This is a genomic window from Halorubrum tebenquichense DSM 14210 (assembly GCF_000337415.1).
GTDB classification, from domain to species: domain Archaea; phylum Halobacteriota; class Halobacteria; order Halobacteriales; family Haloferacaceae; genus Halorubrum; species Halorubrum tebenquichense.
The window spans coordinates 1-23,804 of record NZ_AOJD01000029.1; the positions used below are offsets into that span (position 1 = coordinate 1).

Here is a 23,804-nt window from a genome sequence, read left to right on the forward strand (position 1 = left end):
GGTGAGCGCCGCGCGCGTCTCCGCCGCGTCGCCCCCCTCGCCGAGCATACCGCTGTCGTCGTCGGGGACGGGATCGGCGCGCACGCCGGACCCCTCGTCGGCGAGGAACGCGCCGCTCAGTCCGTAGTCGGCGTGCCGGGCGTCGACGACGTACAGCACGTGAACGGTCGCGTCGAACGCCCCGGCCATCTCCCGGACGTGATCGACGGCGGTCGCCGCTCCCTCGCTCCCGTCCGTCGGGTAGAGAATGCGCTCGTACATGACATCACCCGGTTAGAGTTCGAAGAGTCGGGTAAAAAGCGTTGGCGTGACGCCGGGCGCGAGGGCCCGGAAGCCGCGTCCGGTGGGCCTACAGCAGGTCGTTCGCGACGAGCCGGTCGACCGCCTCGCGCAGGCGCTCCTCGCTCGCGGCGTAGGAGATCCGGGCGTGACCGTCGGCGTTGAAGGCGCTGCCGGGGACGCAGGCGACCGCGGCCTCCTCGATGGCGCGTTCACACCACGCCTGGTCGTCGTCGTCGACCGGGATCATCATGTAGAACGCCCCGTCGCCCACGTCGACGTCGACGCCGTGCTCGTCGAACAGGTCGACGAGCAGGTCGCGGCGGTCGGCGAACGCGTCGCGCATCTCCTCGACGGACTCGTCGGTGTTCTCCAGCGCCTCGATTCCCGCGCGCTGGACGAAGTTGGTCGCACAGGAGACCGAATGCGAGTGGAGCTTGCCCGCCTCGCCGACGAACTCGTCGGTCGCGTGGAGGTAGCCGAGCCGCCAGCCGGTCATCGAGTACGCCTTCGAGAAGCCGTTGATCGTCACCGTGCGGTCGGCCATCCCGTCGAGGCTCGCGAGCGAGACGTGGTCGGCGTCGTAGATGATGCGCTCGTAGATCTCGTCGGAGATCACGGCCACGTCGTGTTCGACCGCGAGGTCGCGGACGCCCTCCAGCGCGGCCTCCGAGAACACCGCGCCGGTGGGGTTCGACGGGGAGTTGACGACGAGCAGTTCGGTGTCGTCCGAGACCGTCTCCGCGAGGTCGTCGAGGGCGGGTTCGAGCTGGAAGCCGTGCGGCGCGAGGTCGACCCGCGAGAGCTCCGCGCCCGCGAGCTTCGCCATCGCCTCGTAGGAGACCCACGCCGGGTCGAGGAGGACGACCTCGTCGCCCTCGTCGATCAGCGTCTGGAACGTCTCGTAGAGCGCCTGCTTGCCGCCGGGCGTGACGATGACCTCGTCGGCGTCGGCGTCGATCCCGGTCTCGCCGAGCTTGGCCGCGATCGCCTCCTTCAGGGCCGGGATCCCGTTCGAGGAGGTGTACCCGGTGTGTCCCGCGTCGAGCGCCTCCTTGCCGGCCTCGACGACGTTTTCCGGGGTGTCGAAGTCCGGCTCGCCGACCGAGAGGTCGACGATGTCGGCCCCCTCGGCCTCCTTCTCCGCCGCGAGGTTCGATATCGCCAGCGTCGCGCTGGGTTCTACGCGCCCGATCCGCTCCGAGAAGTCGTATGCGTCGCTCATGTGTCGTGTGTGGTCGGCTTCGTGTCTGTCAGTCCAGTTCCTCGGCGAGGTCGATGGCCGCGTTCGCGGCGTCGGCCCCCTTGTCGATCCGCTCGCGCGCCTCCGCGCCGGACATCCCCGGGCCGCTCACGCCGAACGCGACCGGGGTGTCCCGGTCTAAGCTCACGTCGGTGAGCTTCTCGGCGGTCGCGTCCGCGATGACGCGGTCGTGGTCGGTGTCGCCGGTGACGATGGCTCCGACGACCGCGACCGCGTCGACGTCGTCGCGGCGCGCGAGTCGGTCGGCGGCCAGCGGGCTGTCGTACGCGCCCGGCACGCTCAGTTCGTCGACGACGACGGCGTCGCGGTCGGCCGCCGCCTCCCGGGCGGCCTCGGCCATCGGCTCCGTGACGGAGTCGTTGAACCGCGCCACCACCAGTCCCAGCGAGACCATACCTGAACTGGTGCGGGCGGCGGCAAAGGTCTACCGTTCGAGCGCAGGGTTGCCGGGCGAACCAGTTCGGGACACGCTCTCCGCGTCGACGGCCCGAAGACATTTGCCGCCCGGACAACGGGTCCGCGTATGGGATCCGACGGGCGCAGGAGAGCCGTCGTCGGGAGCGTCCTCGCCTTCGTCGTGACCCTCTCGGGACTCACCGCCCTGCGCGTCTGGGGCCTGGAACCGTCGGCCGCCACGCAGTCGCGTATCGTCTGAGCGGGAGCGCTCGCCGTCGGGGCGTCGGTCGCCGCTCACGCGTATCGGACCGGCGACCCCGTCGGGGGATGGATGCTCGCGTTCGGCCCGAGCCTCGGGTTCACCGTCAACCTGTTCGTTCCGGTGGCCGCCGGGCCGGCCGCCCTCCTCTCCTTCCCGCCGCTCGCGGCTGCGGTCGTCGCTACGGCGGTCGGCGGAATCGGCTTCCTCGTCGGATACGGCTTCAGGTACTCCTGACCGCCGCCGGCAAGCCGAGCCTGTGAGCGAGTCCATTGGTCTCGCCGCATCGTTGGGCGTTTATAAATGACCGGAGCGGTGGCGCGTGCCTCCGAGGCCGCACCGCGGCCGAGGAGCACGCGCGAGGGAGTCGGTCGTCGGAGCGAAGCGACGGCGACCGACGAGGNACCGGTCGGAGCGAAGCGGAGACCGGTCGACGAGGCTGGGGAGGCGTGAGGTGCGGGGCGGTGCGGGGGCGGGACTCGAAGGGGCGGTCGCGAGGGCGACGCAGGCGACGCAAGCACCGCAGCGAAGGAGCGGCAGCGACTGAGCGAGGAGCACAGCGAGCGTGCGTCGCCCTCGCGACCGGGGCTTCGAAGTGGTTCGTGTCGCTCAGCGATTTATAAACAGATGCGTCCAGCCGAGCGGCTGGGGCTTCGGCGATGTCCCTGTCGATCAGCGATTTATAAGCAATCACACCGTCTCCCGGTCAGGAGGGGACTTCGGCGGTCGCGATCACGGTGCCAGCCGCGACGCGGTCGGGTCGCGTTCCCGCCAAACGACGCATAACCCGTAGAACGTCAGAGACAGAAACCCGATCAACAGCGAGAGAGCGCCCAGAAGACCGATCGGCCGAGGGAACGTGATCAGGGTCCCCTGTTGGAGCCCGATCACGACTCGAAACCCGAACCAGAGGACGTATCCCGAGAGGAAGTACCGCTTCGCGCGGTTTGTTTCGGTCAGGCTGTCGGCGATCAAGACGAGACAGATCCCGAACAGCGGGATCAACAGCGAGATGACGTTCCCCTGACCGCCGAGCCACGCTATCATCGAGCGGGCATCGCTGCGCCACGGAAATGTGTCTTCGGGTCGGCGTCCCGTCGAAGACGGTTTTCCCGCCTCGTTCCGCGCGCCATTAATACGTCTGCGACGCCAACGAGGGAGTATGACAGACACCGAGACCGCGACGGTCGGCGGCGGCTGCTTCTGGTGTACCGAGGCCGCGTTCAAGGAGCTCGACGGCGTCGAGAGCGTCACGTCCGGCTACGCGGGCGGCCACGCCGAGGACCCAACGTACCGCGAGGTGTGTACCGGCAACACCGGCCACGCCGAGGTCATTCAGGTCGAGTACGACCCGGACGCGCTCTCCTACGGCGACGTCCTGGAGATCTTCTTCACCGTCCACGATCCGACACAGCTCAACCGGCAGGGCCCGGACGTGGGGAGCCAGTACCGCTCGATCATCCTGACGCACGACGACGATCAGCACGAGGCCGCGACCCGGTACGTCGAGGCGCTCGACGAGGAGGGCGGCTACGACGACGAGGTCGTCACCGAGGTCGAGCCGCTGGAGACGTTCTACCGCGCCGAGGAGAAACACCAGGACTACTTCGAGAAGAACCCGGAGGACGCCTACTGCTCGATGCACGCCCAGCCGAAGATCGAGAAGGTCCGCGAGCGATTCCGCGAGAAGGTGACGGCGTAATCGCTTTTGTTCGGTATCGGCGGCACGAATTGGTTCCGTGCTGACGCGGCGAGCATCGTCGAAGCCCTATACGTGAGGCTCTACAGAGTCACTTCCAAGAACACGACAGAGGCCGCCGAAGCCCCAGGCCAGAGGCGGACAGACGCTCGCTGCGGTCCTCGGTCGCTCACTCCGTTCGCTCCCTGTGGTCCTTGCGTCGCCTCTGTCCGCCTCTGGCCTGCCCCTTCGAGCCCCGCCACAGCACCGCAGCCTCACGCCTCCCCAGCCTCGTCGCTGGCGGTCTTCGCGTCGCTCGACCNCGTCGGTCGCCGTCGCTTCGCTCCGGCGACCGACTCCCTCGCGCGGTGCCGTTCGCGACCGCCTTCGGCGGCCGCTCACGGGCACGCGCCGCCGCACCGCAGAGAGAGTTTCAACTTTGTTGGTGACTCTGAGGTTCAGGGCTCGTCTACGTCCCCTTCACGACACGTGACCCTCGGCACAACCTATTCCCTCCCGCCGACCGTACCCGCCACCGATGAAGATCGGCCTCATCTCGGACGTCCACGCGAATCTCCCCGCGCTGGAGACGGTCCTCGACGACATGCCCGCCGTCGACCGGATCTACTGCGCGGGCGACGTGGTCGGCTACAACCCGTGGCCCGCCGGGTGCGTCGAGCGCGTGCGCGAGGTCGCGGCCGCGACGGTGCGCGGGAACCACGACCGCACCGTCGAGACCCCCGAGCGCTACGCCGCCAATCGGATGGCCGAGGCCGGTCTCGAACACGCGAAGGCGTCGCTGTCCGACGAGCAGCGCGAGTGGCTCGGCGGCCTCCCACGCGCCGAGACGTTCGCCGGGGACCGCTACCTGCTCGTTCACTCCCACCCCGCGGCGGAGCGCGAGGACGCCTACGTCTACCCGGAGGAGTTCCCGACCCTCGACCGACACATGGGCGAGTACGACGGCATCGTCCTCGGCCACACCCACGTTCAGGGCGTCCGCGCGGCCGGCGGGGGGTTCGTCTGTAACCCCGGCAGCGTCGGCCAGCCGCGCGACGGCGACCCGCGGGCCGGCTACGCGGTCCTCGACACGACGGCCGACGGGGTCGACGCGGTCGAGACGCACCGCGTGAGCTACGACGTCGACCGCGTCGCCGCGGCGGTCCGAGACGCCGACCTCCCGGAGCGGACCGCCGAGCGCCTCTACGACGGCGCGTAGGTCACTCGGTACCGCCGGACGGCTCCACGTTTAACTGCTCGTACAGGAACGCCCACGAGTCCGTCTGCTCGTCGACGATCATCGAGGTCGGCTTGCCGACGCCGTGGCCCGTCTCGGACTTGGTGCGCAACAGGAACGGCCCGCCCTCGGCCTCGTGCTGGAGGCGCGCGGTCATCTTCCGGGCGTGCGAGGGGTGAACGCGCGTGTCGCTCGCGGCCGTCGTGAAGTAGACGGGCGGGTGCGTCGCGTCGGGGTCGACGTTGTGGTACGGCGAGTACGCGCGGAGGTACTCGAACGCCTCCGGGTCCTCCGGGTGGCCGTACTCCGTCGTCCACGACTCGCCGAGCAGGAACCGGTGGAACCGGAGCATGTCCAGCAGCGGGACCGCGCACTGTGCGGCCGCCCACAGGTCCGGGCGCTGGGTGACCACCGCGCCGACGGAGAGCCCGCCGTTCGAGCCGCCCGCGACGGCCAGCCGGTCCGAGTCGGTGAGCCCCGACTCACAGAGCGCCTCGCCGGCCGCGACGAAGTCGTCGAAGGTGTGCTGCTTCTCGGCCAGCATCCCGGCCTCGTGCCACGGCTCGCCGTACTCGTAGCCGCCGCGGGCGCACACCGCCGCGAACGCGCCGCCGTCCGCGAGGAACGGGAGCCGGAACCGCCCGAACGAAGGCGTGACGCTGTTGCGGAACCCGCCGTAGCCGTACAGCAGGGTCGGGCGCGGTCCGTCGACCTCAACGCCCTCGCGGTAGCAGACGAACACCGGGACCGACGCGCCGTCCGCCGAGTCGACGAACCGCTGTTCGACGACGAGGTCGTCGGGGACAGACAGGTCCACCGAATCGATCGCGGTCGACTCGGCGGGAGCGGCCTCCCCGGACTCGTCGTCCGCGTCGCCTCCCGCACCGTCCGCCAAGTCGAGCCCGCGGACCGCGGGGGGTCGGTCGAACCCCGTCACGCCGAAGAACGCCTCCGGGGCGTCGCGGGCCGCGGAGACCCACGTCACGGAGCAGTAGTCCGGCAGCGACACGTCGCGCAGGCGCGCCCCGTCGCGGTCGTGGACCGAGAGCCGCGAGTGCGCGTCGCGCTGGCGGTGGACGAGGAGGCGGTCCGGCGTCGGCACCGCCGACCGGAGGATCCCCTCCGTCTCGGGGAGCACCTCGCGGCACTCGTCGAAGGAGAGGTCCCCCTCGCGGAACCGCTCGACCGAGCAGGCGAGCAGCCGCCGCCGGGGAGCCTCGTGGTCGGTGGAGACGAACGCGGTCCCGTCGTGGAACCGGACCGACGTCTCGGCGTCGGTGTCGGTCAGGACGGGGCGGAGGTCGCCGTCGACGTGGACGTACCACTCGGTTCCACCCACCATCTCGGAGAAGGCGACCGCGAGCAGGCCGGAGTCGGGGTCGACGGTCACCCGCGGCCAGACGTGCTGGTCGTCGTGTTCGAGCAGCACCGCCTCCGCTTCGGGCCCGTCCGCGAACCGGAACCGGCGTATCTCCTTGTCCATCTGCGCGCCGTCGGCCGCGCCGCCGGTGGCGACGTAGACGAACCCCTCGCCGTCGGCCTCCCACGCGAGGCTGCTCGCGTTGACGCGGCCGCGCTCGGGGAGGACCGCGACCTCCTCGACGCCAGCGCCGAAGCCGTCGGTCGCGCCGGCGTTCGGAGCCGTTTCGCTCGGATCGGGCACGGAGAGCACACGCACGTCGTAGTTCTCGTCGCCGCCCTCGGTGACGCCGACCGCGACGCGCTCGCCGTCGTGCGAGGGGACGTACCACGCCATCGACCGGGGCGGCCGGTCGTCGTCGCGGTTCGCCGGCCACGCGTTGGGGTCGACGAGGACGCGGTCCTCGCCGCCGGGCGCGTCGCGGACGACGAGGCGGGCGTGGTCCGCCCCCGGCCCGCGGACCGTCGCGAAGTAGCGGTCCTCGCGGACGGTTATCGGCCCGTAGTCGGCCACCTCGACGAGGTCGTCGAACCGCGGGCGGAGCCGGTCGCGGCGGTCGTCGTCGAGCACGGCGTCGACGTGGTCGTTCTGCGCGTCGGTCCACTCGCGGACCGCCTCGTCGTCGCCTTCGAGCCATCGGTACGGGTCGTCGACGTCGACCCCGTGGAGGGTCTCCGTGACGACCTCGCGTCTGGTCTCCGGCGGGGACGGGGCCGGAGCGGACTGGCGTGACATACGATCGCCTGTCACTGGCGACGCAAAACCGCTGGGGTCGCGGCGGCGGCCGCCGCGGATCGGTCGGCTTCGAGACGGCGACGCCGGGCGTCAGGGCCACAGTCCGGCGACGAACAGGAGGTTCCGCGCGGCGACGAGCAGCGAGAGGACGCCGACGCCCGCGCACATCAGCGTCGCGACGAACCGGCGGGTGCCGCCCGCGACCGCCACCGGGATCCCGATGACGGCCATCCCGGCGACCTTCGTGAGGAGCATCCCGCGGAGGAGGCCGAACCGGGCGATGAAGAGCCGGCCGATCGGCGACCCCTCGACGTACTCGCTGCCGGTGAGGGCGACGTACGTCGTTCCCACGTCCGCGGCGGCCCCGACGATCAGGAGGCAGGCGGCGAGGGCGAGACGAGAGGGCACTGGCACAGCGAAGGTGGTACGCAGGCATAAGCTTCCGGGCACGCGGTCGGGTCGCGGGGACGAGTCGGAACGTCGGGGTCGGCGGCGACGCGCTCCGAACCGACGCGGCCCTCGCTGCGGCCCGGCGTGGCTGGTCGCCGGCCGCGCACAGCACGGGGTCATTTAAACCGGCGGGACGCGTACGATCGGTAATGAGTTCGGCAGACGACGAGTACGAGATAGCGGTCGTCGGCGGCGGACCGGCCGGGCTGACGACCGCGCTGTACGGCGCTCGACTGGGCCACGAAACGGTGCTGATCGACCGCGGCGGCGGGCGCGCGGCGATGATGGCCGACACGCACAACGTGATCGGCGTCACCGAGGACACCTCCGGCAACGAGTTCCTCCAGACCGGCCGCGAGCAGGTACAGTCGTACGGCGGCACCTTCGAGCGCGGCTTCGTCACCGACGTCGAGCGCACCGACGACGACCGGTTCCGCCTGACCACCAACGACGCCGAGATTCTGGCGGACCGCGTCGTCCTCGGCACCGGCTTCTCCGACGAGCGCCCGGACCCGCCGCTCCCGCGGACGGGCAAGGGGCTTCACTACTGTCTCCACTGCGACGCCTACATGTTCGCCGACGAGCCGGTGTACGTGATGGGCCACGGCGAGGCCGCCGCCCACGTCGCGATGATCATGCTCAACGTCACCGACGACGTGGACGTGCTGACCCGCGGCGAGGAGCCGACGTGGAGCGAGGAGACGGCCGCCCAGCTCGACGCCCACCCCGTCGAGGTCGTCCGCGAGGACGTCTCCGGCGTCGAGAACGACCCCGACTCCGGCTGGCTGGAGGCGCTGGAGTTCGCGGACGGCACCCGCCGCGAGTACCGCGGCGGCTTCGCGATGTACGGCTCCGACTACAACACCGCGCTGGCCGAGGGGCTCGGTTGCGACCTGACCGAATCCGGCGAGATCGACGTCGACGACCACGGCCGCACCACCGAGGACGGCGTGTTCGCGGTCGGCGACATCACGCCCGGACACAATCAGGTCCCGGTCGCGATGGGCCAGGGCGCGAAGGCCGGGCTCGCGATCCACAAGGAGATCCGCGAGTTCCCGCGCTCGACCGAGGAGATCGAGGCCGACGGTCCCGTCACCGACGACGAGGTGCCGGCCATCCCGCCGCACCTCATGGCCACCGCCGTCGCCCACGAGGGCCACGCCGGCGGGCCGCGCGAGGACGCGGCCGCGGAGGGCACTGAGGCCCCCGCGGCGGACGACGACTGACGGCCGGATCGGTTGCGGTCGGCGCGCTCCGGTGAGCGCCCGTCAGGGCGCGACTCCGAGCGCGACGAGGCTGGGGAGGTACGAGGCCGCAGTGTGGTGCGGGGTTTTCCAGTTCGTACTCAGCGATTCGGATCTCTCTCAGTATTTCCGAGCGAAGCGAGGAAATCGCCGGCCGGGACTCCCGCGAGCGAAGCGAGCGGGAGGTCGGCCGGCGCACGACCGCAGGGAGTGCGCCGGCCGGGATTTGAACCCGGGCCATGAGCTTGGAAGGCTCAGGTCCTACCACTAGACCACCGGCGCTCGCGTCGGTCGATGACGCATCCATACGTAGGCGGAACGTGTTTCATAAGCGTTCCGTGTTCGTGTCGAACGCGCCGCAGGACGTCGGGATCGAGCCGCCAGCCTGCGGGTATTTACTTAAAGACCCACGATACTGCGGACCGCTCCCAGCGCGCTAGAACGCTTTTCAGGCGCTTAGAACACTGTTCGGGACCTATGTGTATACCCACCCAACGTACACCCGTGAGGTGAGACCGATGTCATACCAAACTAGCAATCCGCTGGTCGGCGAGACCGAGTTCGCGCTGGACGGGCCCTGGGCGACGTACTGGATCGCGTTCCTGCGCGTCGTCACCGGCTGGTGGTTCTTCCACTCGGGGTTCACCAAGATCCTCACCGACGGGTTCGCGTACAGCTACGGTCCCGCGTACATGCAACAGATGAGCGGGACCGCTCTCGGCGGGATCCCGGTCTGGATGGGGAACAACCTCGCGTGGCTCATCGAGCCGGGCGTGCCCCTGTTCGAGACGCTCATCGGGCTGGCGCTGATCGCGGGGGCGTTCACTCGGTTCGCCGCGTTCGGCGGGGTCATCTTCATGTCCCTGTTCTGGATCGGCAACGCCGAGTTCGGTCACGGCGTCGTGAACAGCGACCTCATGGGACTGCTGCTGTTCCTGACCGTGATCGTGCTCGCGGCCGGTCGCTACTACGGCCTCGACGCGCTCATCGAACAGACGGAACTGGTCCAGCGGTTCCCCAAACTGCGGTACCTGCTCGGCTGAGAGGTGACTTCCAATGACAGACACCATCGACACGGCGGCGCGGGCGCTGAGCGCGGGACTGATGCTGTTCGGCATCGTGGTCCTCGGACTGGTCGAGACGCTCGCCGGACAGCCGTTCAGTCCGGCTCCGATCACGAACGAGGCGGGCGAGGTGACGGCGATGCCGCTGATCTCGCCGGAGATCCGGACCGCCTTCGTGCTGGCCGGCATCGCGGTGCTCGGCCTGTACGCGGCCTACCGACTCGTGGCACCGCTCCCGGACGACGGGGGCGTCAGCCACGAGTCGATGGCCGACTGAAGAAGACTGAACCGCCGACCGCGACGCGACCGGCAGCCTCGTCGCGGACGACGACGATCGCTTTTCCGTTCGACCCGTTACTCGTCGAGCGACCGCTCCGCGCGCTCCGAGCCGTCGGCGTCCGGCTCGGTCGGTCCGGCCGCCCCGTCCGCGGTGCCGCCGTCCGTGCTGGCCGGAGTACCGTCCGACGACTCCGAACCAGCGCCGAAGGAGAATTCCGACTCGGCCGGGTCCGCGTCGTCGACATCTGCGTCGTCGGCACTCACGTCGTCGGCGTCAACGTCACCGCCAGCCGCGTCGCCAGCGGCCGTGGCGTCGTCTCGGACCGCGGCCCCGTCGGCCTCGACCGCGAAGCCATCGGTCATCTCCCGCAGGTCGCTGGCGCGCTCGTGGAGGTCGTGGGCCTGCTCGGAGACCTCGCCGAGCGTGGCGGCCTGCTCCTCGGCCGCGGAGGCGACGGTGGTCGCCTCGGCGGTGGTCTGTTGGCTCACGCCCGCGAGGTCGTCGACCGCGCCGGTGACCTCGCTGACGGATGACGCCTGCGCGTCCATCGCGCCGGATATCTCCTGGACGCCGTCGTCGGCCTCGCTCACGCGCTCGGAGACCTCTTCCAGGGCGTCCTCGGCGTCCTCGACGACGTCGACGCCGTCGTCGACGCCCTCGCGGATCGCGGCCATCTCGTCGACGCTCTCGTCGGTGCGCTCGCGGAGGCTGTCGATGAGCGACTCCACCTCGGCGGCGGACTCCTGCGTCTCCTCCGCGAGCGACTTCACCTCCTCCGCGACGACCGCGAAGCCGGACCCGCTCTCGCCCGCGCGGGCGGCCTCGATCGAGGCGTTCAGCGCGAGCAGGTTCGTCTGGTCCGCGATCTCCGAGATCGTCTCGACGATCTCGTCGACCTCCGCCATCTCGGCTTCGAGCCGCTCTATCGTCTCCGCGGCGGACTCCGAGCGCGCCTCGATCCCGTGGAGCTCCTCGACGGCGTCGGCGGCCGCCTCGCGGCCCTCCTCGGTGAGCGCGTCGGCCTGCCGGGAGGTGGTCGCGACCTGGTCGGCGGAGGCGGCGACCTCCTCGACGGTCGCGGACATGTCCTCCATCTCGCCGGCGACTTCCGCCAGCTGGTGGCTCTGCCGCTCCGCGCCCGCGGAGATCGAGTCGACCGCGTCGCTGGTCTCCCGGCCGGCGGCCGCGGCCTCGTCGGTGCCGTCCGTGACCGCGTCGCTGCGGTCGGCCACCTCGACCGCGAAGGCGTCGACCTCGGCGATCGCGGCCTCCAGCTCGTCCATCGCGTCGTTGAACTCCGTGGCGATCGAGCGGAGCGCCTCGGGGTCGTCGGGGTCGGCGCGGAGCCGGGCGGTGAGGTCGCCGTCGGCGCAGGCCGCCATCGTTTCGCCGAAGTCGCTCGCGCGCGACTCCAGCCGCTCGGCGAACGCGTCGCTCTCGGCCTTCGCCGCCTCGGCGCGCTCGCGCTGCGCCTCCGCCGACTGGATCTGCTCGCTCAGCGAGTCGCGCATCGTCGCGAACGCCGCGGAGAGGTCGCCGAACTCGTCGCGCCGCTCCGTGTCGAAGTCGACGTCGAGGTCGCCGTCCGCCAGCGCCGACGCCCGCGCGCGGAGCTGGTTCAGTTCGAGGACGGTGCCGCGGCCGAGCGTCCCGCCGAGCAGCCCGAGGCCGACGACCGCGACGCCGACGATGAGGAGGAGGTTCCGGCCGATCATCCCGGAGAGCGCGTACGCCTCGGAGAGTGGGACGTGGACCGCGACCAGCCAGTCCTCGGTCTCCAAGGGCGCGTACGCGACGAGGTACTCGCCGCCGTCCGCGAAGCCGAACGTCGCCGACGGGAGGAAGCCGACGGTGCCCTCGTCGCTGAACAGCGTCGACCGGATGTCGTTGTCGTAGCGGAAGCCGGCGGCGTAGTCGTTGTCGCTCGCCGTGATCTCGCCGTTCTGCTCGACGATGGTGGTGAACGCCCCCTCTGTCGGCTGCCGGAGGTCGGCCGTGACGGGCGCGAGCGACACCTCCATCACGAGGTACTCGCCGAGCGGCGTCGACGTGACGTACGCGATCCGCCGCTCGCCGTCGACGCTGTACGGCTGGCTCCGGAACACCTCGTCCGCGAACACGAGGTCGTCACCGAACCACGCCTTCGAGACCACCGTCTCGCCGCCGTCGGCCTCGTCGGTGGTGGCGAGGACGGTGCCCGCGGTCGGGTCGACGTAGTTGAGGGCGACGACCGACTCGTCGGCGCGCGAGAGGTGCGAGGAGAGGTACCCCTCGACCCGGTCGGCGTCCTGTGAGAAGATGTCGTTGTCGGCGACCGTCCGGAGCGTCGTGCGGCGCTCGGTCGCCCAGGCGTCGAGGTCGGTCGCGCTCAGCTCCGCGACGGCGGTGTAGTCGTCCTGCGCGCTCGACTCCAGTTCCGCCGTCGTCTCCGCGTACGTGACGGCTCCGACGGCACCGATCGCGAGCACGACGACGACGAGGGCGACGAGGAACTTCGTGAGATAGCTCCGCGCCACCGCGTCGGGCGTGACCCGGCGCAAGATCCGTTCGAGAAGGGTGTCGGCCATTACCATCAGGCGGTCGACAGGGACTCTTTAATCCACCCCCGTCAGTATCCGCCGTGATAATCAGCGGTCCGGTGCCGACACCGCCGCGTAACAGTTCCCGCTGGAAACGCGCGTGTGGCGGACTTCGAGGCCGCTCGCCCCGAGGACCGACTCGAACTCGGCGGGCGAGTAGATGTGATAGTATCGGGGGACTGTCTCGCCGCCCGGCAGGGTCCAGTCGACGGTCGTGTCGAACCCCTCGTCGCGGTCGAACCGGTCGTGGGCCGTGCTCCACGCGCTGACGAGCGCGACCCCGCCCGGCGCGAGGACGCGGGCCAGTTCGTTCAGGCTCTCGACGCGTTCGGCCCGGGGCGAGAGGTGGTGGAGCGTGGCGACGTACACCGCGAGGTCGACCGCGCCGTCGCGCACCGGCAGCGACGCGGCGTCGCCGTGAACGAACGCGACCGCGTCGGCGTATCCCCGGTCGCGGGCGCGAGCGACCGCCTCGTCCAGCAGGCCGCGGCTGAGGTCGACCCCGACCGCGGTCTCGGCGTGCGCCGCGAGCGCCTCCGTGTGCCGCCCGTTGCCACAGCCCACGTCGAGCGCCCGCGTCGCCGACCGGTCCGCGAGGAACGACTCGACCTCGGGCCACGCGTACTCGCGGGTCTTCGAGAAGTGGCTCGCGATGCGGTCGTAGGTCGACTGCGGGTCGCCGGTCGACTGCGGGTCCATACCGGGGTCTCCGGCCGCGACGGGTAAATGCCGACCGGACCGCGTCACACCGCGCCGATCGCGACGAACGCGACGAGCGTGAGCGCGAGCAGCACCACGACGTGTTTCACGCCGTCGCGCACCGACCCCTCGCCCAGCTGGCCGGCGACGAGCCCGGAGCAGGTCGCCTGAATCGCCGCGGCGTGGAAGAACAGCTGCTCGTATGCCGCGACGTCGATGTCGCCGATCCCGTCCGTGATCCCCGAGGGGCCCGAGGGGACGCCGCTCCCGGCGTCCGGGAGGCCGCCGCCCGTGCCCGGGACGCCGGCGGACTCGATGGCGGGGATGAACGACACCGACAGCGCCGCGATGATCCCGAGGAAGACGAGGAAGGAGATGTAGATAACAATGAGATACGTTAACATTACTTGTCGCCGCTCGCGCCGGAGCGACCACGTCGCGCGCGACTCGTCGGCGGCGATCCGCAGCACCGGACCGATGTCCCCGCTCGCCCGGACCGCGTTGGTGACGAGCGCGACCGCCCGAGACATCATCGGCGACCGGACCCGGCGTTCGAGCCGGCGGAGCGCGGTCGAGACGTCCGCCCCCCAGTCCACGTCGCGGCGGGTCCGCTTGAGGTCCGCCGTCAGCGCCTCCAGGTTCGAGTCGGCGACGCGCCGGACGCTGCCGACCACCGCGGTCCCCGCCTCGTTGACGCTGGCGAGACGGTCGAGGAAGTCCGGGACGGCGGACTCGATCCGCCGGACCCGGCGCTTGCCGAACTCGTAGGCGACGGCGTACGCCGCGAGGACGAACGCGACCGCGACGACGATCGGCCCGTCGACCTGTCCGGCCATCTCCACCGGCGTCCCGAGCGTGATCGGGAACGCGAAGACGAGCAGTCCGACGACCGCGATCGGGACCGCGGCGAGCAACACGGTCCGCGGCGAGACCAGCACCGTCTCCGCGGGCGACGCGATCAACTGTCTGGCCCAGCGGAGACGGTCGTACGCCCGGAGCCGCTCGCGGCTCGCCGCCCACCGGTCCGCGCCGGGGGCGTCGCGGCCGGGACCGGCTCCTCCGCGTCCGCTCGCTGCGCCCCCGTCGAACCGCGGGGAGCCGCCGCGGTCTCCCGGCTCGTCCGTCGCGTGACGCACCCCGGAGACGGACGGCGTGTCCGGGTCCGAGAGCGACGACGCCGCGACCGTCTCCGTGCCGCCGACGCCCTGGGTCACGCTGTCGACGTAGACGACGAACCCGAAGGTGGCGAGCGGGACGCCGAGGTAGACGACGACGCGGAGGAGCGGCATCGTGTCCTGTAAGACGAGGCCGATGACGACGAGGATGGTGATGAAAAAGAGCGGCCCGGCGACCAGCGCGGTCACGTACGCCTCGGCGAACGTCGAGAGCAGCTCTAAGTACTGCTCCTGTTTCGCCTCCGCCTCCGCCTGATAGCGCTCGTACTGGTCGTTGAGGAACGCGGACACCGACTGCCCGGTCCCGAGGACGGACGCGAGGTTCTCCGAGAAGTCGGCGAGGTCGTCGCTGGGCGTTCGCCGGGAGACCCGCTGGAGCGCGGTCAGCGCGTCGGTCCCGAAGGCGTTCATGTCCCGGACCGCGACCGACAGCTCCGTGGCGGCCTCGCCGTACACCGCCTCGTTCTCCGCGAGCGTGTCCATCACCCGCGGGAACGCCATTCCCGACCGCGAGAGCGCGTACATGAACGCGACGGTTCGGGGGAGGGTGGCGTCTATCTCGGCCGCCCTCGCGTGTGCGCGCTGGTCGAGCAGCTGCCACCGGGCGAGGTACGCCCCGAGCGCCAGCCCCGCGCCGACGGTCGCGGAGACGACCGCGAGCAGGACGAACAGCCTGCCGAGCCCGAGGTCGGCGAGCCGGGTGACGACCGCGACGAACCCGAACTCGGCCGGGAGCGCCTCGCGGATCGCGGCCTCGCCGACGTCGAGCGCGGCGAGCAGCCCCGCGGCACCGTACACGCCGATGACGCTGCCGGCGACGCCGAGGACGGCGGCGTACAGCAGCGTGCGCGAGGCGTACACCCGGTGGGTCGTCCCGGCGACGTGGGCCGCGCGCATCCGGTCGCGCTGGGCCCGCCGCCGCGCCTCGTTCTCGCCGACGTAGTCGCCGAACGCCGACAGCGCGACGCGGGTGACGAACAGGTCGACCCGGTCGTCGACGAGCGGGAGCGCGAGCGCGAGGCAGGCCGCGACCGCCGCGGCGAGGGGGAGGTACTCGATCATCGGTCCGTGGCATCGACCGCCGGGTCTCCCGCGGTGGCGACGCCCTCTTCGTCGGTGAGAGAGTCCGCGTCGACGTCGTCGGCCGCGGCGGCGCGCTCGTCGAGCTTGTCCATCACGCGCTCGGGGTCTGCGTAGTACTCGTTGACGAGGGCGGTGAACGTGCGGTAGTCGTTGATGCCGAGCGCGGAGAGCAGTTCGATGAACCGCTCGCGGCGGCGGACCTCCCGGAGCAGCTCCGACCGGGACCAGCCGCGCTCGTCGGCGATCTCCTCCAACAGCGACGAGTCGTTGCGGCGGAACGTGTCGGAGTCGGGCACCCACTCGAACGCGGAGGAGTAGTCGAGCTCGCCGGTGCGCTGGTCGATGCCGCCGATCTCGCCGATGGTCTTCGCGCGGCGCACGCGCTCGTCGTCGGAGCGCGTGAGCGTCTGGACCGAGAGCATGTCGAGCGACTGGACCATCGCGCGGGGGACGTTGATCGGCTCGTTCTCCAGCCGGTTGATCACCGTCTCGATCGAGTCGGCGTGCATCGTCGAGAACGTCGTGTGACCCGTGTTCATCGCCTGGAACAGCGTGATCGCCTCCTCGCCGCGGACCTCGCCGACGATGATGTACTCGGGGCGGTGGCGCAGCGCGGAGCGCAGCAGGTCGTACATGTCGATGTCGGTGCCCTCGTACCGGCGCTCGCGGGTGACCGCCGAGAGCCAGTTGTCGTGGTATAAGGAGAGCTCGCGGGTGTCCTCGATGGTCAGCACTTTCGCGCGCGGCGGGACGAACATCGACACCGCGTTCATCGAGGTGGTCTTCCCGGAGGCGGTCCCGCCCGCGAAGATGAGGCTCTTGTTGTGCTCGATGCAGAGCCAGAAGTACGCCATCTGCTCGACGGAGAAGGTGCCGTACTCCACGAGGTCGACGGGGGTGAGCGGGTCCTCGGCGTACTGGCGGATGGTGAACGCCGAGCCGCGGGGCGTCACCTCCTCGCCGAGGGCGAGCTCGGCGCGCGAGCCGTCCGGCAGCGTCGTCTCGACGATGGGGTCGCCGACGGAGACGTGGCGGCCGGACTGCTGTGCGAGCCGGATCACGTAGCTGTCGAGCGACTCCTGGTCGAAGGAGACGTTCGTCTCGATGTCGGTGTACTGGTCGTGGTAGACGAATATCGGGAGGTCGTAGCCGTCACACGAGACGTCCTCGATGTGGCGGTCGTTGAGCAGGGGGTCGACCTTCCCGTAGCCGCGGAAGTCGCGGTAGAGGTAGTACAGCAGGGCGTGGAACGTGTCCATCCCGGCCTCGACGCCGTACCCCTCTAACAGCGTCTCCAGCTCCGACTTGAGCGTCTCCTCGTCGGTCTTGCCGGTCCCCTCGCGGTACAGGAGGGGGTCGCGGATGTCGTCGACGACGCGGTCGAGGAGGTCGCGCTCGAAGGCGTCCAGCTCCGGCTCGACGGCGTAGTAGCGGTGTTCGCTCTCGACGTCGTCGTAGGTGATCACGACGTACGCGTACGGCGCGTTCACCCAGTAGCGGTCGATCTCGCGCTCGTCGTCCGGGACGGTGAAGGAGGCGAGCGGCCCGTCCTCCCCCGGGCGGAAGGGGCGGACGTCGAGCGTGGACCCCTGAAGCAGCTCCCACGCCCGGGAGAGTTGGTTCTGGAGGGCCTCGATCCGGTCGCCGAGGTCGCTCCCGCCGACGTCGCTCGCCATGGATGTGGGGACGTTGCGGCGGGGGGATGTTAAACTACCCCCGACGATTATCACGACCGACATCGGGCCGGTCCTCGTCGGCGGCCTCTCGCCCGGTCCGGTACTCCCGGCCCCACACCGAACCGTCGCCGCCGATTCCGCGCGGTCGACCCCGCCGTTTCGCCGGTCCGCCCGTTACGTTGATACGGCCGGGCCGCAAAGCGAACGATACGAAATGCGGCGTGACTACTTCGATCTGACCGTCGACGGCGTCGGCGACGGCGTCGACTCCCGGTCGCCCCCGCTGGTGCGGATCGACTTCCACGGGCCGGCGGACCTGCTCCGCGGTCGGCTCTCCGGGGGCGAGAGCGACGGCGACGACGACCTGCTCACGGCCGACGAGATCGACGTCGCCTTCCGGCTCCGAGAGCCGCTGGACGAGGCGGACGACCCCGAGGGCGTGGTGGGCGTCACCAACCGCTACACCGGTGACTTCGTCCTCGAACTCAACGAGACGGCGACGGACGTACTCCCCTTCATCCACGCCGCGCGCGACGCCACGGAGGACGGCGACGCGCAGTACCGCGTCGAGATCGACGTGGACGGCGAGCGGCTCGTCACCTACGACAAGGACACGTTCCTCGTGTACGACCACGAGGGGAACCTCCTCCGCAGCGAGAGCCTGATCCCCTCGGGGGTCGAGCTGTAGGGCCGGCTTTTTTCGAAACTCAGAGGCTGACGCTGTCGGGGACGAGACGCACCGAATCGCCGGGCCGGAGGTCGAACGCGCTGTCGCCGCGCCCGTCGTTGACGTCGCACTCCACGTAGCCGTGGCTCCCGACGGTGACCAGTCGCTCGCCGGGGTCGACGGCTCCGAACGTCTCCGCGACCGGCGTGAGGTCGCCGTCGACGCGGATCCAGTCGCGGCCGCGGATCAGCGCTCCCGGGACGTTGGTGATCACGTTCCCGAACCGGTCGATCGCGAGCACCTCGCCGTCGACGGCGACGACCTCGCCGGTGGAGTCGCCCGCCCCGTCGTCCCCTCCGCGCTCGACCGACGGCTCCGGGAAGCGGACGTCGACGGGGTCGCTCGCGGGCGAGAGGTCGTCCATCGCCGCGAGCGCGTCGGCGACCGCGGCCGGTGTCAGCCCCCCGTCCCCCGTCGGCTCTTCCGCGTCGTCGAGCGCCGTCCGGACGCGGGCCGCGGTCGGGGCGAACACGTCGCGGCCGTGGAACGTCTCGCTCGCGGGTTCGTCGACCGCGACGGTCCACGCCTCGACGTCCGACTCGCCGCCCGCCAGCGCCCGGGCCGGCGGCATCGCGAGGCCGTTGTCGGGCGCGACGATGACGTGCGCACCGGCGCGGACGACCAGGGCGTCGCGGTCGGTGCCGACGCCGGGGTCGACGACCGCGCAGTGGACCGCCGGCGGGAACTCTGGGAGGACGAACCGGAGCCAGAAGGCTGCCGCGCGGGGGTCCCCGCGGGGTAAGTCGTGGGCCACGTCGATCAGCTCGGCGTCCGTGTGCCGGCGGATCACTCCCTTCATCGCGGCGGGATACGGCGAGCCGAAGTCCGAGGTGAGCGTGATCATGTCGGAAACCGCGTGCGGGGGGCTGTTAAAGGAAACGGGCGGCGGCTCGGTTCACCCGACGACGCGGTGGCGCGCGCCTGCGAGCGGTCGCCCCCGGCGACCGCGAGGAGCGCGTGCGAGGGACGCGGCGACCGAAGGGAGCCGCGAGGCTGGGGAGGCGTGAGGTGCGGGGCTGTGCGGGGCGGGACTCGAAGGGGCAGCCGCGAGGCGGGCAGAGGCGACGTAAGCACCGGAGGGAGCGAGTGAAACGAGCGACCGAGGAGCGCAGCGAGCGTCTGCCCGCCTCGCGGCTGGGGCTTCGGAGGCATTCGTGTCGGTCAGTGATTTATAAGCGATTACGTACAGCCGAGCGGCTGGGGCTTCGGAGGCATTCGTGTCGGTCGCAACTTTATAGCCGGAAACAACCTCGTACGCCCGATCTACGCGTCCGACGGCTCCTCGCCGTTCGCGTCGGTCTCGGCGATCCGGCGGATGCGCCGGACCCCGTCGACCTCGCGGATCACGTCGACGACGGCGTCCGGGACGAGGTCCGCCCAGTCGCGGCCGCGGATCATCCGCTCGCGGAGCTCGGTCCCCTCCAGCACGTCGCGGCGGAACATCGGCGACTGGCGGACCTCGACGCCGGCCTCCTCGAACAGCCGGACCACGAGGGGGTTGTTCGAGTACGCCACGTCGAACCGGGGGGTCATGCTCCGGACGTGGCTCACCCACACGGAGTTCCGGTCGAGGTCCTCGATGGGGACGACGTAGGTGGTGATGTCGAACTCCTCGACGGCTTTCGTCACCATCATGACGCGCTCGCCGGCGGTGAAGGGGTTCCGCGTGGTGTGGGAGTCCCCGGCGGAGCCGATCCCCAGGACGAGCTCGTCGACCTCCGCCGCGATCTCTTCCACCATGTGCTGGTGACCGTTGTGGAACGGCTGATACCGACCGATGTAGAACCCCCGCATAGACGTACGTAGCGGCGGCGTCATTTATAAACTCCGTGGGAACGCTCGAACGGAGAGATCGGGGGATAAACGGCTTCATGAGGGGTTTTACTGCCCCCGGACCCGCGGGGTTGGGGGGAGAAAGTATATCAGTAGCCGACCCTTCCGTTTCGATAGCGACACCCGATTCTATGAGCAACGAGAAGGACACGAACGACCCGACGGCCGACGACCCCGACGAACCGCCTCGCGGCGGCGTCGACGACTCGAGTCCGGCGGGGAACGGCGAGGACGCCGCGCACGGCGACCCCGAGCCCGACGAGGGTCCGGGGAGCGACCCCGACGTCGACCGGGACCCGGCCACGGACTCCGGCGGGGGGTCGGCCGCGGACCCCGACGACGCGGACGAGCCCTGGGACGACGACATCGTCGTCGACGAGGGCGACGGGTTCGACGAGGCCGACGTTGTCGGGGGGACCGCCGACGCGAACGGCGAGAGCGCCGGTCCGGCCGACGACGGCGGGATCGACGAGCTCGGGAGCACCGTCGAGGTTGAGGGGGCCGAGATCGAGGAGGACCCCGACGAGGACGACCTGCTCGGCGGGCTCAAGATCGACACCACCGCCGAACTCGAGATCCCCGACCGGCTCGTCGACCAGGTCATCGGGCAGGAGCACGCCCGCGACGTGATCATCAAGGCGGCGAAGCAGCGCCGCCACGTGATGATGATCGGCTCGCCCGGGACCGGCAAGTCGATGCTCGCGAAGGCGATGTCCGAGCTGCTCCCCAAAGAGGAGCTCCAGGACGTCCTGGTGTATCACAACCCCGAGGACGGCAACAAGCCGAAGGTGCGGACCGTGCCGGCCGGCAAGGGCGACCAGATCGTCGAGGCGCACCGCGAGGAGGCGCGCAAGCGCAACCAGATGCGGTCGCTCCTCATGTGGATCATCATCGCCGTCGTGTTGGGCTACGCGCTCATCATCGCCGGCACGATCCTCGTGGGCATCATCGCGGCCGGCGTGGTGTACCTCGTCTTCCGCTACCTGAACCGCGGGTCGGACGCGATGATCCCGAACCTGCTGGTGAACAACGGCGACACGAAGACCGCGCCGTTCCGCGACGCGACCGGCGCGCACGCCGGCGCGCTGCTCGGCGACGTCCGGCACGACCCGTTCCAGTCCGGCGGGATGGAGACGCCCAGCCACGACCGCGTCGAGGCCGGGGCCATCCACAAGGCGAACAAGGGCGTGCTGTTCATCGACGAGATCAACACGCTCGACATCCGCAGCCAGCAGCACCTCATGACGGCGATCCAGGAGGGCGAGTTCTCGATCACGGGCCAGTCCGAGCGCTCCTCGGGCGCGATGGTCCAGACCGAGCCCGTCCCGACCGACTTCGTCATGATCGCGGCCGGGAACCTCGACGCGATGGAGAACATGCACCCGGCGCTGCGCTCCCGGATCAAGGGGTACGGCTACGAGGTGTACATGGAGGACACCATCGAGGACACCCCGGAGATGCGCCGGAAATACGTCCGGTTCATCGCCCAGGAGGTCGCGAAGGACGGCCGCCTGCCGGAGTTCTCGGCCGAGGCGGTCGAGGAGATCATCCTCGAGGCCAAGCGCCGGTCCGGCCGGAAGGGCCACCTCACGCTGAAGATGCGGAACCTCGGCGGGATGGTCCGCGTCGCCGGCGACATCGCCCGCGGCGAGGACGCCGATTACACCACCCGCGACCACGTCCTTCAGGCGAAGGGCCGCTCGCGCTCGATCGAACAGCAGCTCGCGGACGACTACATCGAGCGGCGGAAGGACTACGAGCTGGAAGTGTCCGACGGCTACGTCGTCGGGCGCGTCAACGGCCTCGCCGTGATGGGCGAGGACTCCGGTATCATGCTCCCGGTGATGGCCGAGGTGACGCCGACGCAGGGCGGCGGGCAGGTGATCGCCACCGGCCAGCTCAAGGAGATGGCCGAGGAGTCGGTCCAGAACGTCTCGGCGATCATCAAGAAGTTCTCCGACGAGAACATCTCGGAGAAGGACATCCACATCCAGTTCATCCAGACGGGCCAGCAGGGCGTCGACGGCGACAGCGCGTCCATCACGGTCGCGACCGCCGTCATCTCCGCGTTGGAGAACGTCGGCGTCGACCAGAGCCTCGCGATGACCGGCTCGCTTTCGGTCCGCGGCGACGTGCTCCCCGTCGGCGGGGTGACCCACAAGATCGAGGCGGCCGCGAAGGCCGGCTGCGACCGGGTGATCATCCCCGCGGCCAACGAGCAGGACGTGATGATCGAAGACGAGTACGAGGAGATGATCGAGATCATCCCCGTCTCGCACATCAGCGAGGTCCTCGACATCGCCCTCGAAGGCGAGACCGAGAAGGACTCGCTCGTCTCGCGGCTGAAGTCGATCACGGGGTCGACGCTGAAGGACAGCAACGTCTCCAGCCCGTCCAGCCCGAGCCCGCAGTAGACGAATCCCCGCTCCCTTTCGCGGTCCTTTCGCGGTCTCGTTACGCCACCGCACCGTGAGCCGCCCCCTTGGCTCCCGTTCCACGTCCCGACTCGACCGCCCGTGCGGCGGCAACGCCCCGCCCTCTTTTTATTCCGGGAGCGTCTACCGCGGACGATGAGCGGGAAACCGACCGTCGGCGAGTACATGACGCGCGAGGTGGAGACGGTCAGCCCGGACGAGACGGTGGCGGCCGTCGCGCGCCGCATGGCCGACAGCGACGGGCACAACGGGTTCCCCGTCACGCAGGGTCGCACCGTGGAGGGGTTCGTCGCGGCCGGGGACCTGCTGCTCGCGGACGACGACGCCCCCGTGTTCACGGTGATGACGGAGGACCTGATCGTCGCGCACCCGGACATGAAGGTGACCGACGCCGCGCGGGTGATCCTTCGGTCCGGCATCCAGCGGCTCCCAGTCGTCGACGACGCCGACAACCTCGTCGGGATCATCTCGAACACGGACGTGGTCCGGTCGCAGATCGAGCGCGCGACGCCCGGCAAGGTCGGGAAGCTGATGCGGACCCTCTCGCAGATCCACGGCGTCGACCTCGACGAGGAGCGGCGCGAGGTCGACATCGCGGCCCTGACGCCGACGCAGGCCCGCGTGTACGCCGACGAACTGGAGGGGCGGCAGTACGAGCTGGAGAACGGCCTCGCCGAGCCGCTCGTCGTCATCGACAACGGCGGCACGCTCTACCTGGCCGACGGCCACCACCGGGCCATGGCCGCCCGGGAGGCGGGGATCGAGGCGATGGACGCGTACGTGATCGTCCCCCGGACCACCGTCGACCTCGGGATGGCGAAGACCGCCGAGAAGGAGGGACTCCGCGTCGTCGACGACATCGACGTCGTCGACTACGCCAGACATCCGCTCGTGGAGACGACGAAGCGACTCCAGTGAGGCGGCTCGCGGGTCGGCGGAGGGTCGCGTCGCCGGCCGCGCCGCCCGCGCCAATCCGTGGTTTTCGCAGACACACTTTTATGAGTCGACAAGAGAGGGCCGGTATGGGATCTCGAATCAGAACCGCGATGAGCAGGGCGAAGTACGCGGCCGTCGGCGCTGCGGTCGGTGCCGCGGTCGGCGGGCTGTGGAGCCGGAACGCGGCGAGCACGGGCGGCGCGCTCGGCGGGCTGGCGGGCGCGACGCTCGCCGAACTGAAGTCCGGCGCGGGCGGCGTGTTCGCGGACGCCGAGGACGAATCGGACGACGCGGACGCCGAGACCGACGCGGCCGCGTAAGCGGGTCGTCGACCGAGACCGTCGACCGCATCGGG

At 70.4% G+C, this 23,804-nt stretch carries 23 protein-coding genes and 1 tRNA gene; 11 read left to right on the plus strand and 13 right to left on the minus strand.

Features of this window, described 5'->3' with window-relative positions:
- The 3 genes from C472_RS05105 to ribH form a co-directional block, all read right to left on the minus strand.
- Positions 1-261: universal stress protein (locus C472_RS05105; protein ID WP_006628738.1), on the minus strand; the 261-nt coding region annotated here is incomplete at its 3' end.
- 88 nt (positions 262-349) lie between these two features.
- The gene (locus tag C472_RS05110) at positions 350-1,504 is read right to left on the minus strand and encodes a pyridoxal phosphate-dependent aminotransferase (protein ID WP_006628739.1); all 1,155 of its coding nucleotides are present in this window, start codon (positions 1,502-1,504) and stop codon (positions 350-352) included.
- Positions 1,505-1,532: 28 nt separating this feature from the next.
- The gene (gene ribH, locus C472_RS05115; RefSeq protein WP_006628740.1) at positions 1,533-1,937 is read right to left on the minus strand and encodes a 6,7-dimethyl-8-ribityllumazine synthase; all 405 of its coding nucleotides are present in this window, start codon (positions 1,935-1,937) and stop codon (positions 1,533-1,535) included.
- Between the two features lie 129 nt (positions 1,938-2,066).
- Between ribH and C472_RS17985 the strand changes: the two genes are divergently transcribed.
- Together C472_RS17985 and C472_RS17770 are read left to right on the plus strand one after the other, a co-directional pair.
- Positions 2,067-2,198, plus strand: coding sequence for a hypothetical protein (locus C472_RS17985; RefSeq protein ID WP_275039737.1), 132 nt, complete (start codon positions 2,067-2,069; stop codon positions 2,196-2,198).
- 72 nt (positions 2,199-2,270) lie between these two features.
- Positions 2,271-2,435 carry a hypothetical protein gene (locus C472_RS17770; protein WP_241432951.1) on the plus strand — a complete coding sequence of 55 codons (165 nt, stop codon included), beginning with the start codon at positions 2,271-2,273 and terminating at the stop codon, positions 2,433-2,435.
- Positions 2,436-2,930: 495 nt separating this feature from the next.
- On the opposite strand, the gene C472_RS05125 is transcribed toward C472_RS17770, so the two are convergent.
- Entirely contained in the window at positions 2,931-3,245 is a 315-nt protein-coding gene (locus C472_RS05125) for a hypothetical protein (RefSeq protein ID WP_006628741.1), read from the minus strand.
- A 115-nt stretch (positions 3,246-3,360) separates the two neighbouring features.
- On the opposite strand from C472_RS05125, the gene msrA reads away from it, so the two are divergent.
- Together msrA and C472_RS05135 are read left to right on the plus strand one after the other, a co-directional pair.
- Entirely contained in the window at positions 3,361-3,900 is a 540-nt protein-coding gene (gene msrA, locus C472_RS05130) for a peptide-methionine (S)-S-oxide reductase MsrA (RefSeq protein WP_006628742.1), read from the plus strand.
- 514 nt (positions 3,901-4,414) lie between these two features.
- A complete protein-coding gene (locus C472_RS05135; protein ID WP_006628743.1) occupies positions 4,415-5,095 on the plus strand; it encodes a metallophosphoesterase family protein in 681 nt (226 codons plus the stop codon).
- Between the two features lies 1 nt (position 5,096).
- Here C472_RS05135 and C472_RS05140 read toward each other — a convergent pair whose 3' ends face one another.
- Positions 5,097-7,268, minus strand: a complete 2,172-nt coding sequence (locus C472_RS05140) for a prolyl oligopeptidase family serine peptidase (protein WP_006628744.1) — start codon at positions 7,266-7,268, stop codon at positions 5,097-5,099.
- Between the two features lie 90 nt (positions 7,269-7,358).
- On the minus strand, positions 7,359-7,676 hold the full coding sequence (locus C472_RS05145) for a hypothetical protein (protein WP_006628745.1): 318 nt from the start codon (positions 7,674-7,676) through the stop codon (positions 7,359-7,361).
- A 191-nt stretch (positions 7,677-7,867) separates the two neighbouring features.
- On the opposite strand from C472_RS05145, the gene C472_RS05150 reads away from it, so the two are divergent.
- Positions 7,868-8,944, plus strand: coding sequence for an NAD(P)/FAD-dependent oxidoreductase (locus C472_RS05150; protein ID WP_006628746.1), 1,077 nt, complete (start codon positions 7,868-7,870; stop codon positions 8,942-8,944).
- A 229-nt stretch (positions 8,945-9,173) separates the two neighbouring features.
- Here C472_RS05150 and C472_RS05155 read toward each other — a convergent pair.
- A tRNA-Gly gene (locus C472_RS05155) sits at positions 9,174-9,244 on the minus strand.
- 236 nt (positions 9,245-9,480) lie between these two features.
- Here C472_RS05155 and C472_RS05160 point away from each other — a divergent pair.
- Positions 9,481-10,005 carry a DoxX family protein gene (locus C472_RS05160; RefSeq protein ID WP_006628747.1) on the plus strand — a complete coding sequence of 175 codons (525 nt, stop codon included), beginning with the start codon at positions 9,481-9,483 and terminating at the stop codon, positions 10,003-10,005.
- A gap of 13 nt (positions 10,006-10,018) precedes the next feature.
- Positions 10,019-10,303 carry a hypothetical protein gene (locus C472_RS05165; protein ID WP_006628748.1) on the plus strand — a complete coding sequence of 95 codons (285 nt, stop codon included), beginning with the start codon at positions 10,019-10,021 and terminating at the stop codon, positions 10,301-10,303.
- 77 nt (positions 10,304-10,380) lie between these two features.
- Here the strand turns inward: C472_RS05165 and C472_RS05170 are convergent, their stop codons facing one another.
- Genes C472_RS05170 through C472_RS05185 form a run of 4 tightly spaced genes read right to left on the minus strand, consistent with a single transcriptional unit; the run spans position 10,381 to position 17,518 of the window.
- Positions 10,381-12,873: a methyl-accepting chemotaxis protein gene (locus tag C472_RS05170; RefSeq protein WP_006628749.1), complete on the minus strand. Its 2,493-nt coding sequence runs from the start codon at positions 12,871-12,873 to the stop codon at positions 10,381-10,383.
- Positions 12,874-12,933: 60 nt separating this feature from the next.
- Positions 12,934-13,584, minus strand: a complete 651-nt coding sequence (locus C472_RS05175; RefSeq protein ID WP_006628750.1) for a class I SAM-dependent methyltransferase — start codon at positions 13,582-13,584, stop codon at positions 12,934-12,936.
- A gap of 44 nt (positions 13,585-13,628) precedes the next feature.
- Positions 13,629-15,821 (minus strand): type II secretion system F family protein, encoded by a 2,193-nt coding sequence (locus tag C472_RS05180; RefSeq protein WP_006628751.1) that lies wholly within the window; start codon positions 15,819-15,821, stop codon positions 13,629-13,631.
- Entirely contained in the window at positions 15,818-17,518 is a 1,701-nt protein-coding gene (locus C472_RS05185) for a type II/IV secretion system ATPase subunit (RefSeq protein WP_006628752.1), read from the minus strand. The genes C472_RS05180 and C472_RS05185 overlap by 4 nt, the downstream gene beginning before the upstream one ends.
- A 214-nt stretch (positions 17,519-17,732) precedes the next feature.
- On the opposite strand from C472_RS05185, the gene C472_RS05190 reads away from it, so the two are divergent.
- The gene (locus C472_RS05190) at positions 17,733-18,206 is read left to right on the plus strand and encodes a DUF5793 family protein (RefSeq protein ID WP_006628753.1); all 474 of its coding nucleotides are present in this window, start codon (positions 17,733-17,735) and stop codon (positions 18,204-18,206) included.
- Between the two features lie 19 nt (positions 18,207-18,225).
- Here C472_RS05190 and C472_RS05195 read toward each other — a convergent pair whose 3' ends face one another.
- Together C472_RS05195 and C472_RS05200 are read right to left on the minus strand one after the other, a co-directional pair.
- Positions 18,226-19,089, minus strand: a complete 864-nt coding sequence (locus C472_RS05195; RefSeq protein ID WP_006628754.1) for an SAM hydrolase/SAM-dependent halogenase family protein — start codon at positions 19,087-19,089, stop codon at positions 18,226-18,228.
- 419 nt (positions 19,090-19,508) lie between these two features.
- Positions 19,509-20,039 (minus strand): nicotinamide-nucleotide adenylyltransferase, encoded by a 531-nt coding sequence (locus C472_RS05200; protein WP_006628755.1) that lies wholly within the window; start codon positions 20,037-20,039, stop codon positions 19,509-19,511.
- 170 nt (positions 20,040-20,209) lie between these two features.
- On the opposite strand from C472_RS05200, the gene lonB reads away from it, so the two are divergent.
- From lonB to C472_RS05215, 3 genes are all read left to right on the plus strand, one after another.
- Positions 20,210-22,492, plus strand: coding sequence for an ATP-dependent protease LonB (gene lonB, locus C472_RS05205; protein WP_006628756.1), 2,283 nt, complete (start codon positions 20,210-20,212; stop codon positions 22,490-22,492).
- 156 nt (positions 22,493-22,648) lie between these two features.
- Complete coding sequence (locus C472_RS05210) at positions 22,649-23,431, plus strand: CBS domain-containing protein (RefSeq protein ID WP_006628757.1); 783 nt, start codon at positions 22,649-22,651, stop codon at positions 23,429-23,431.
- 104 nt (positions 23,432-23,535) lie between these two features.
- The gene (locus tag C472_RS05215; protein ID WP_049906338.1) at positions 23,536-23,769 is read left to right on the plus strand and encodes a glycine zipper domain-containing protein; all 234 of its coding nucleotides are present in this window, start codon (positions 23,536-23,538) and stop codon (positions 23,767-23,769) included.
- Positions 23,770-23,804 lie beyond the last annotated feature (35 nt).

What these genes read in the sequence shown, in the direction of transcription:
- C472_RS05110 (WP_006628739.1), bottom strand. Translation starts at nt 1,504, where the DNA reads ATGAGCGACGCATACGACTTCTCGGAGCGGATCGGGCGCGTAGAACCC.
- ribH (WP_006628740.1), bottom strand. Translation starts at nt 1,937, where the DNA reads ATGGTCTCGCTGGGACTGGTGGTGGCGCGGTTCAACGACTCCGTCACG.
- C472_RS17985 (WP_275039737.1), top strand. Translation starts at nt 2,067, where the DNA reads ATGGGATCCGACGGGCGCAGGAGAGCCGTCGTCGGGAGCGTCCTCGCC.
- C472_RS17770 (WP_241432951.1), top strand. Translation starts at nt 2,271, where the DNA reads ATGCTCGCGTTCGGCCCGAGCCTCGGGTTCACCGTCAACCTGTTCGTT.
- C472_RS05125 (WP_006628741.1), bottom strand. Translation starts at nt 3,245, where the DNA reads ATGATAGCGTGGCTCGGCGGTCAGGGGAACGTCATCTCGCTGTTGATC.
- msrA (WP_006628742.1), top strand. Translation starts at nt 3,361, where the DNA reads ATGACAGACACCGAGACCGCGACGGTCGGCGGCGGCTGCTTCTGGTGT.
- C472_RS05135 (WP_006628743.1), top strand. Translation starts at nt 4,415, where the DNA reads ATGAAGATCGGCCTCATCTCGGACGTCCACGCGAATCTCCCCGCGCTG.
- C472_RS05140 (WP_006628744.1), bottom strand. Translation starts at nt 7,268, where the DNA reads ATGTCACGCCAGTCCGCTCCGGCCCCGTCCCCGCCGGAGACCAGACGC.
- C472_RS05150 (WP_006628746.1), top strand. Translation starts at nt 7,868, where the DNA reads ATGAGTTCGGCAGACGACGAGTACGAGATAGCGGTCGTCGGCGGCGGA.
- C472_RS05160 (WP_006628747.1), top strand. Translation starts at nt 9,481, where the DNA reads ATGTCATACCAAACTAGCAATCCGCTGGTCGGCGAGACCGAGTTCGCG.
- C472_RS05165 (WP_006628748.1), top strand. Translation starts at nt 10,019, where the DNA reads ATGACAGACACCATCGACACGGCGGCGCGGGCGCTGAGCGCGGGACTG.
- C472_RS05170 (WP_006628749.1), bottom strand. Translation starts at nt 12,873, where the DNA reads ATGGCCGACACCCTTCTCGAACGGATCTTGCGCCGGGTCACGCCCGAC.
- C472_RS05175 (WP_006628750.1), bottom strand. Translation starts at nt 13,584, where the DNA reads ATGGACCCGCAGTCGACCGGCGACCCGCAGTCGACCTACGACCGCATC.
- C472_RS05180 (WP_006628751.1), bottom strand. Translation starts at nt 15,821, where the DNA reads ATGATCGAGTACCTCCCCCTCGCCGCGGCGGTCGCGGCCTGCCTCGCG.
- C472_RS05185 (WP_006628752.1), bottom strand. Translation starts at nt 17,518, where the DNA reads ATGGCGAGCGACGTCGGCGGGAGCGACCTCGGCGACCGGATCGAGGCC.
- C472_RS05190 (WP_006628753.1), top strand. Translation starts at nt 17,733, where the DNA reads ATGCGGCGTGACTACTTCGATCTGACCGTCGACGGCGTCGGCGACGGC.
- C472_RS05195 (WP_006628754.1), bottom strand. Translation starts at nt 19,089, where the DNA reads ATGATCACGCTCACCTCGGACTTCGGCTCGCCGTATCCCGCCGCGATG.
- C472_RS05200 (WP_006628755.1), bottom strand. Translation starts at nt 20,039, where the DNA reads ATGCGGGGGTTCTACATCGGTCGGTATCAGCCGTTCCACAACGGTCAC.
- lonB (WP_006628756.1), top strand. Translation starts at nt 20,210, where the DNA reads ATGAGCAACGAGAAGGACACGAACGACCCGACGGCCGACGACCCCGAC.
- C472_RS05210 (WP_006628757.1), top strand. Translation starts at nt 22,649, where the DNA reads ATGAGCGGGAAACCGACCGTCGGCGAGTACATGACGCGCGAGGTGGAG.
- C472_RS05215 (WP_049906338.1), top strand. Translation starts at nt 23,536, where the DNA reads ATGGGATCTCGAATCAGAACCGCGATGAGCAGGGCGAAGTACGCGGCC.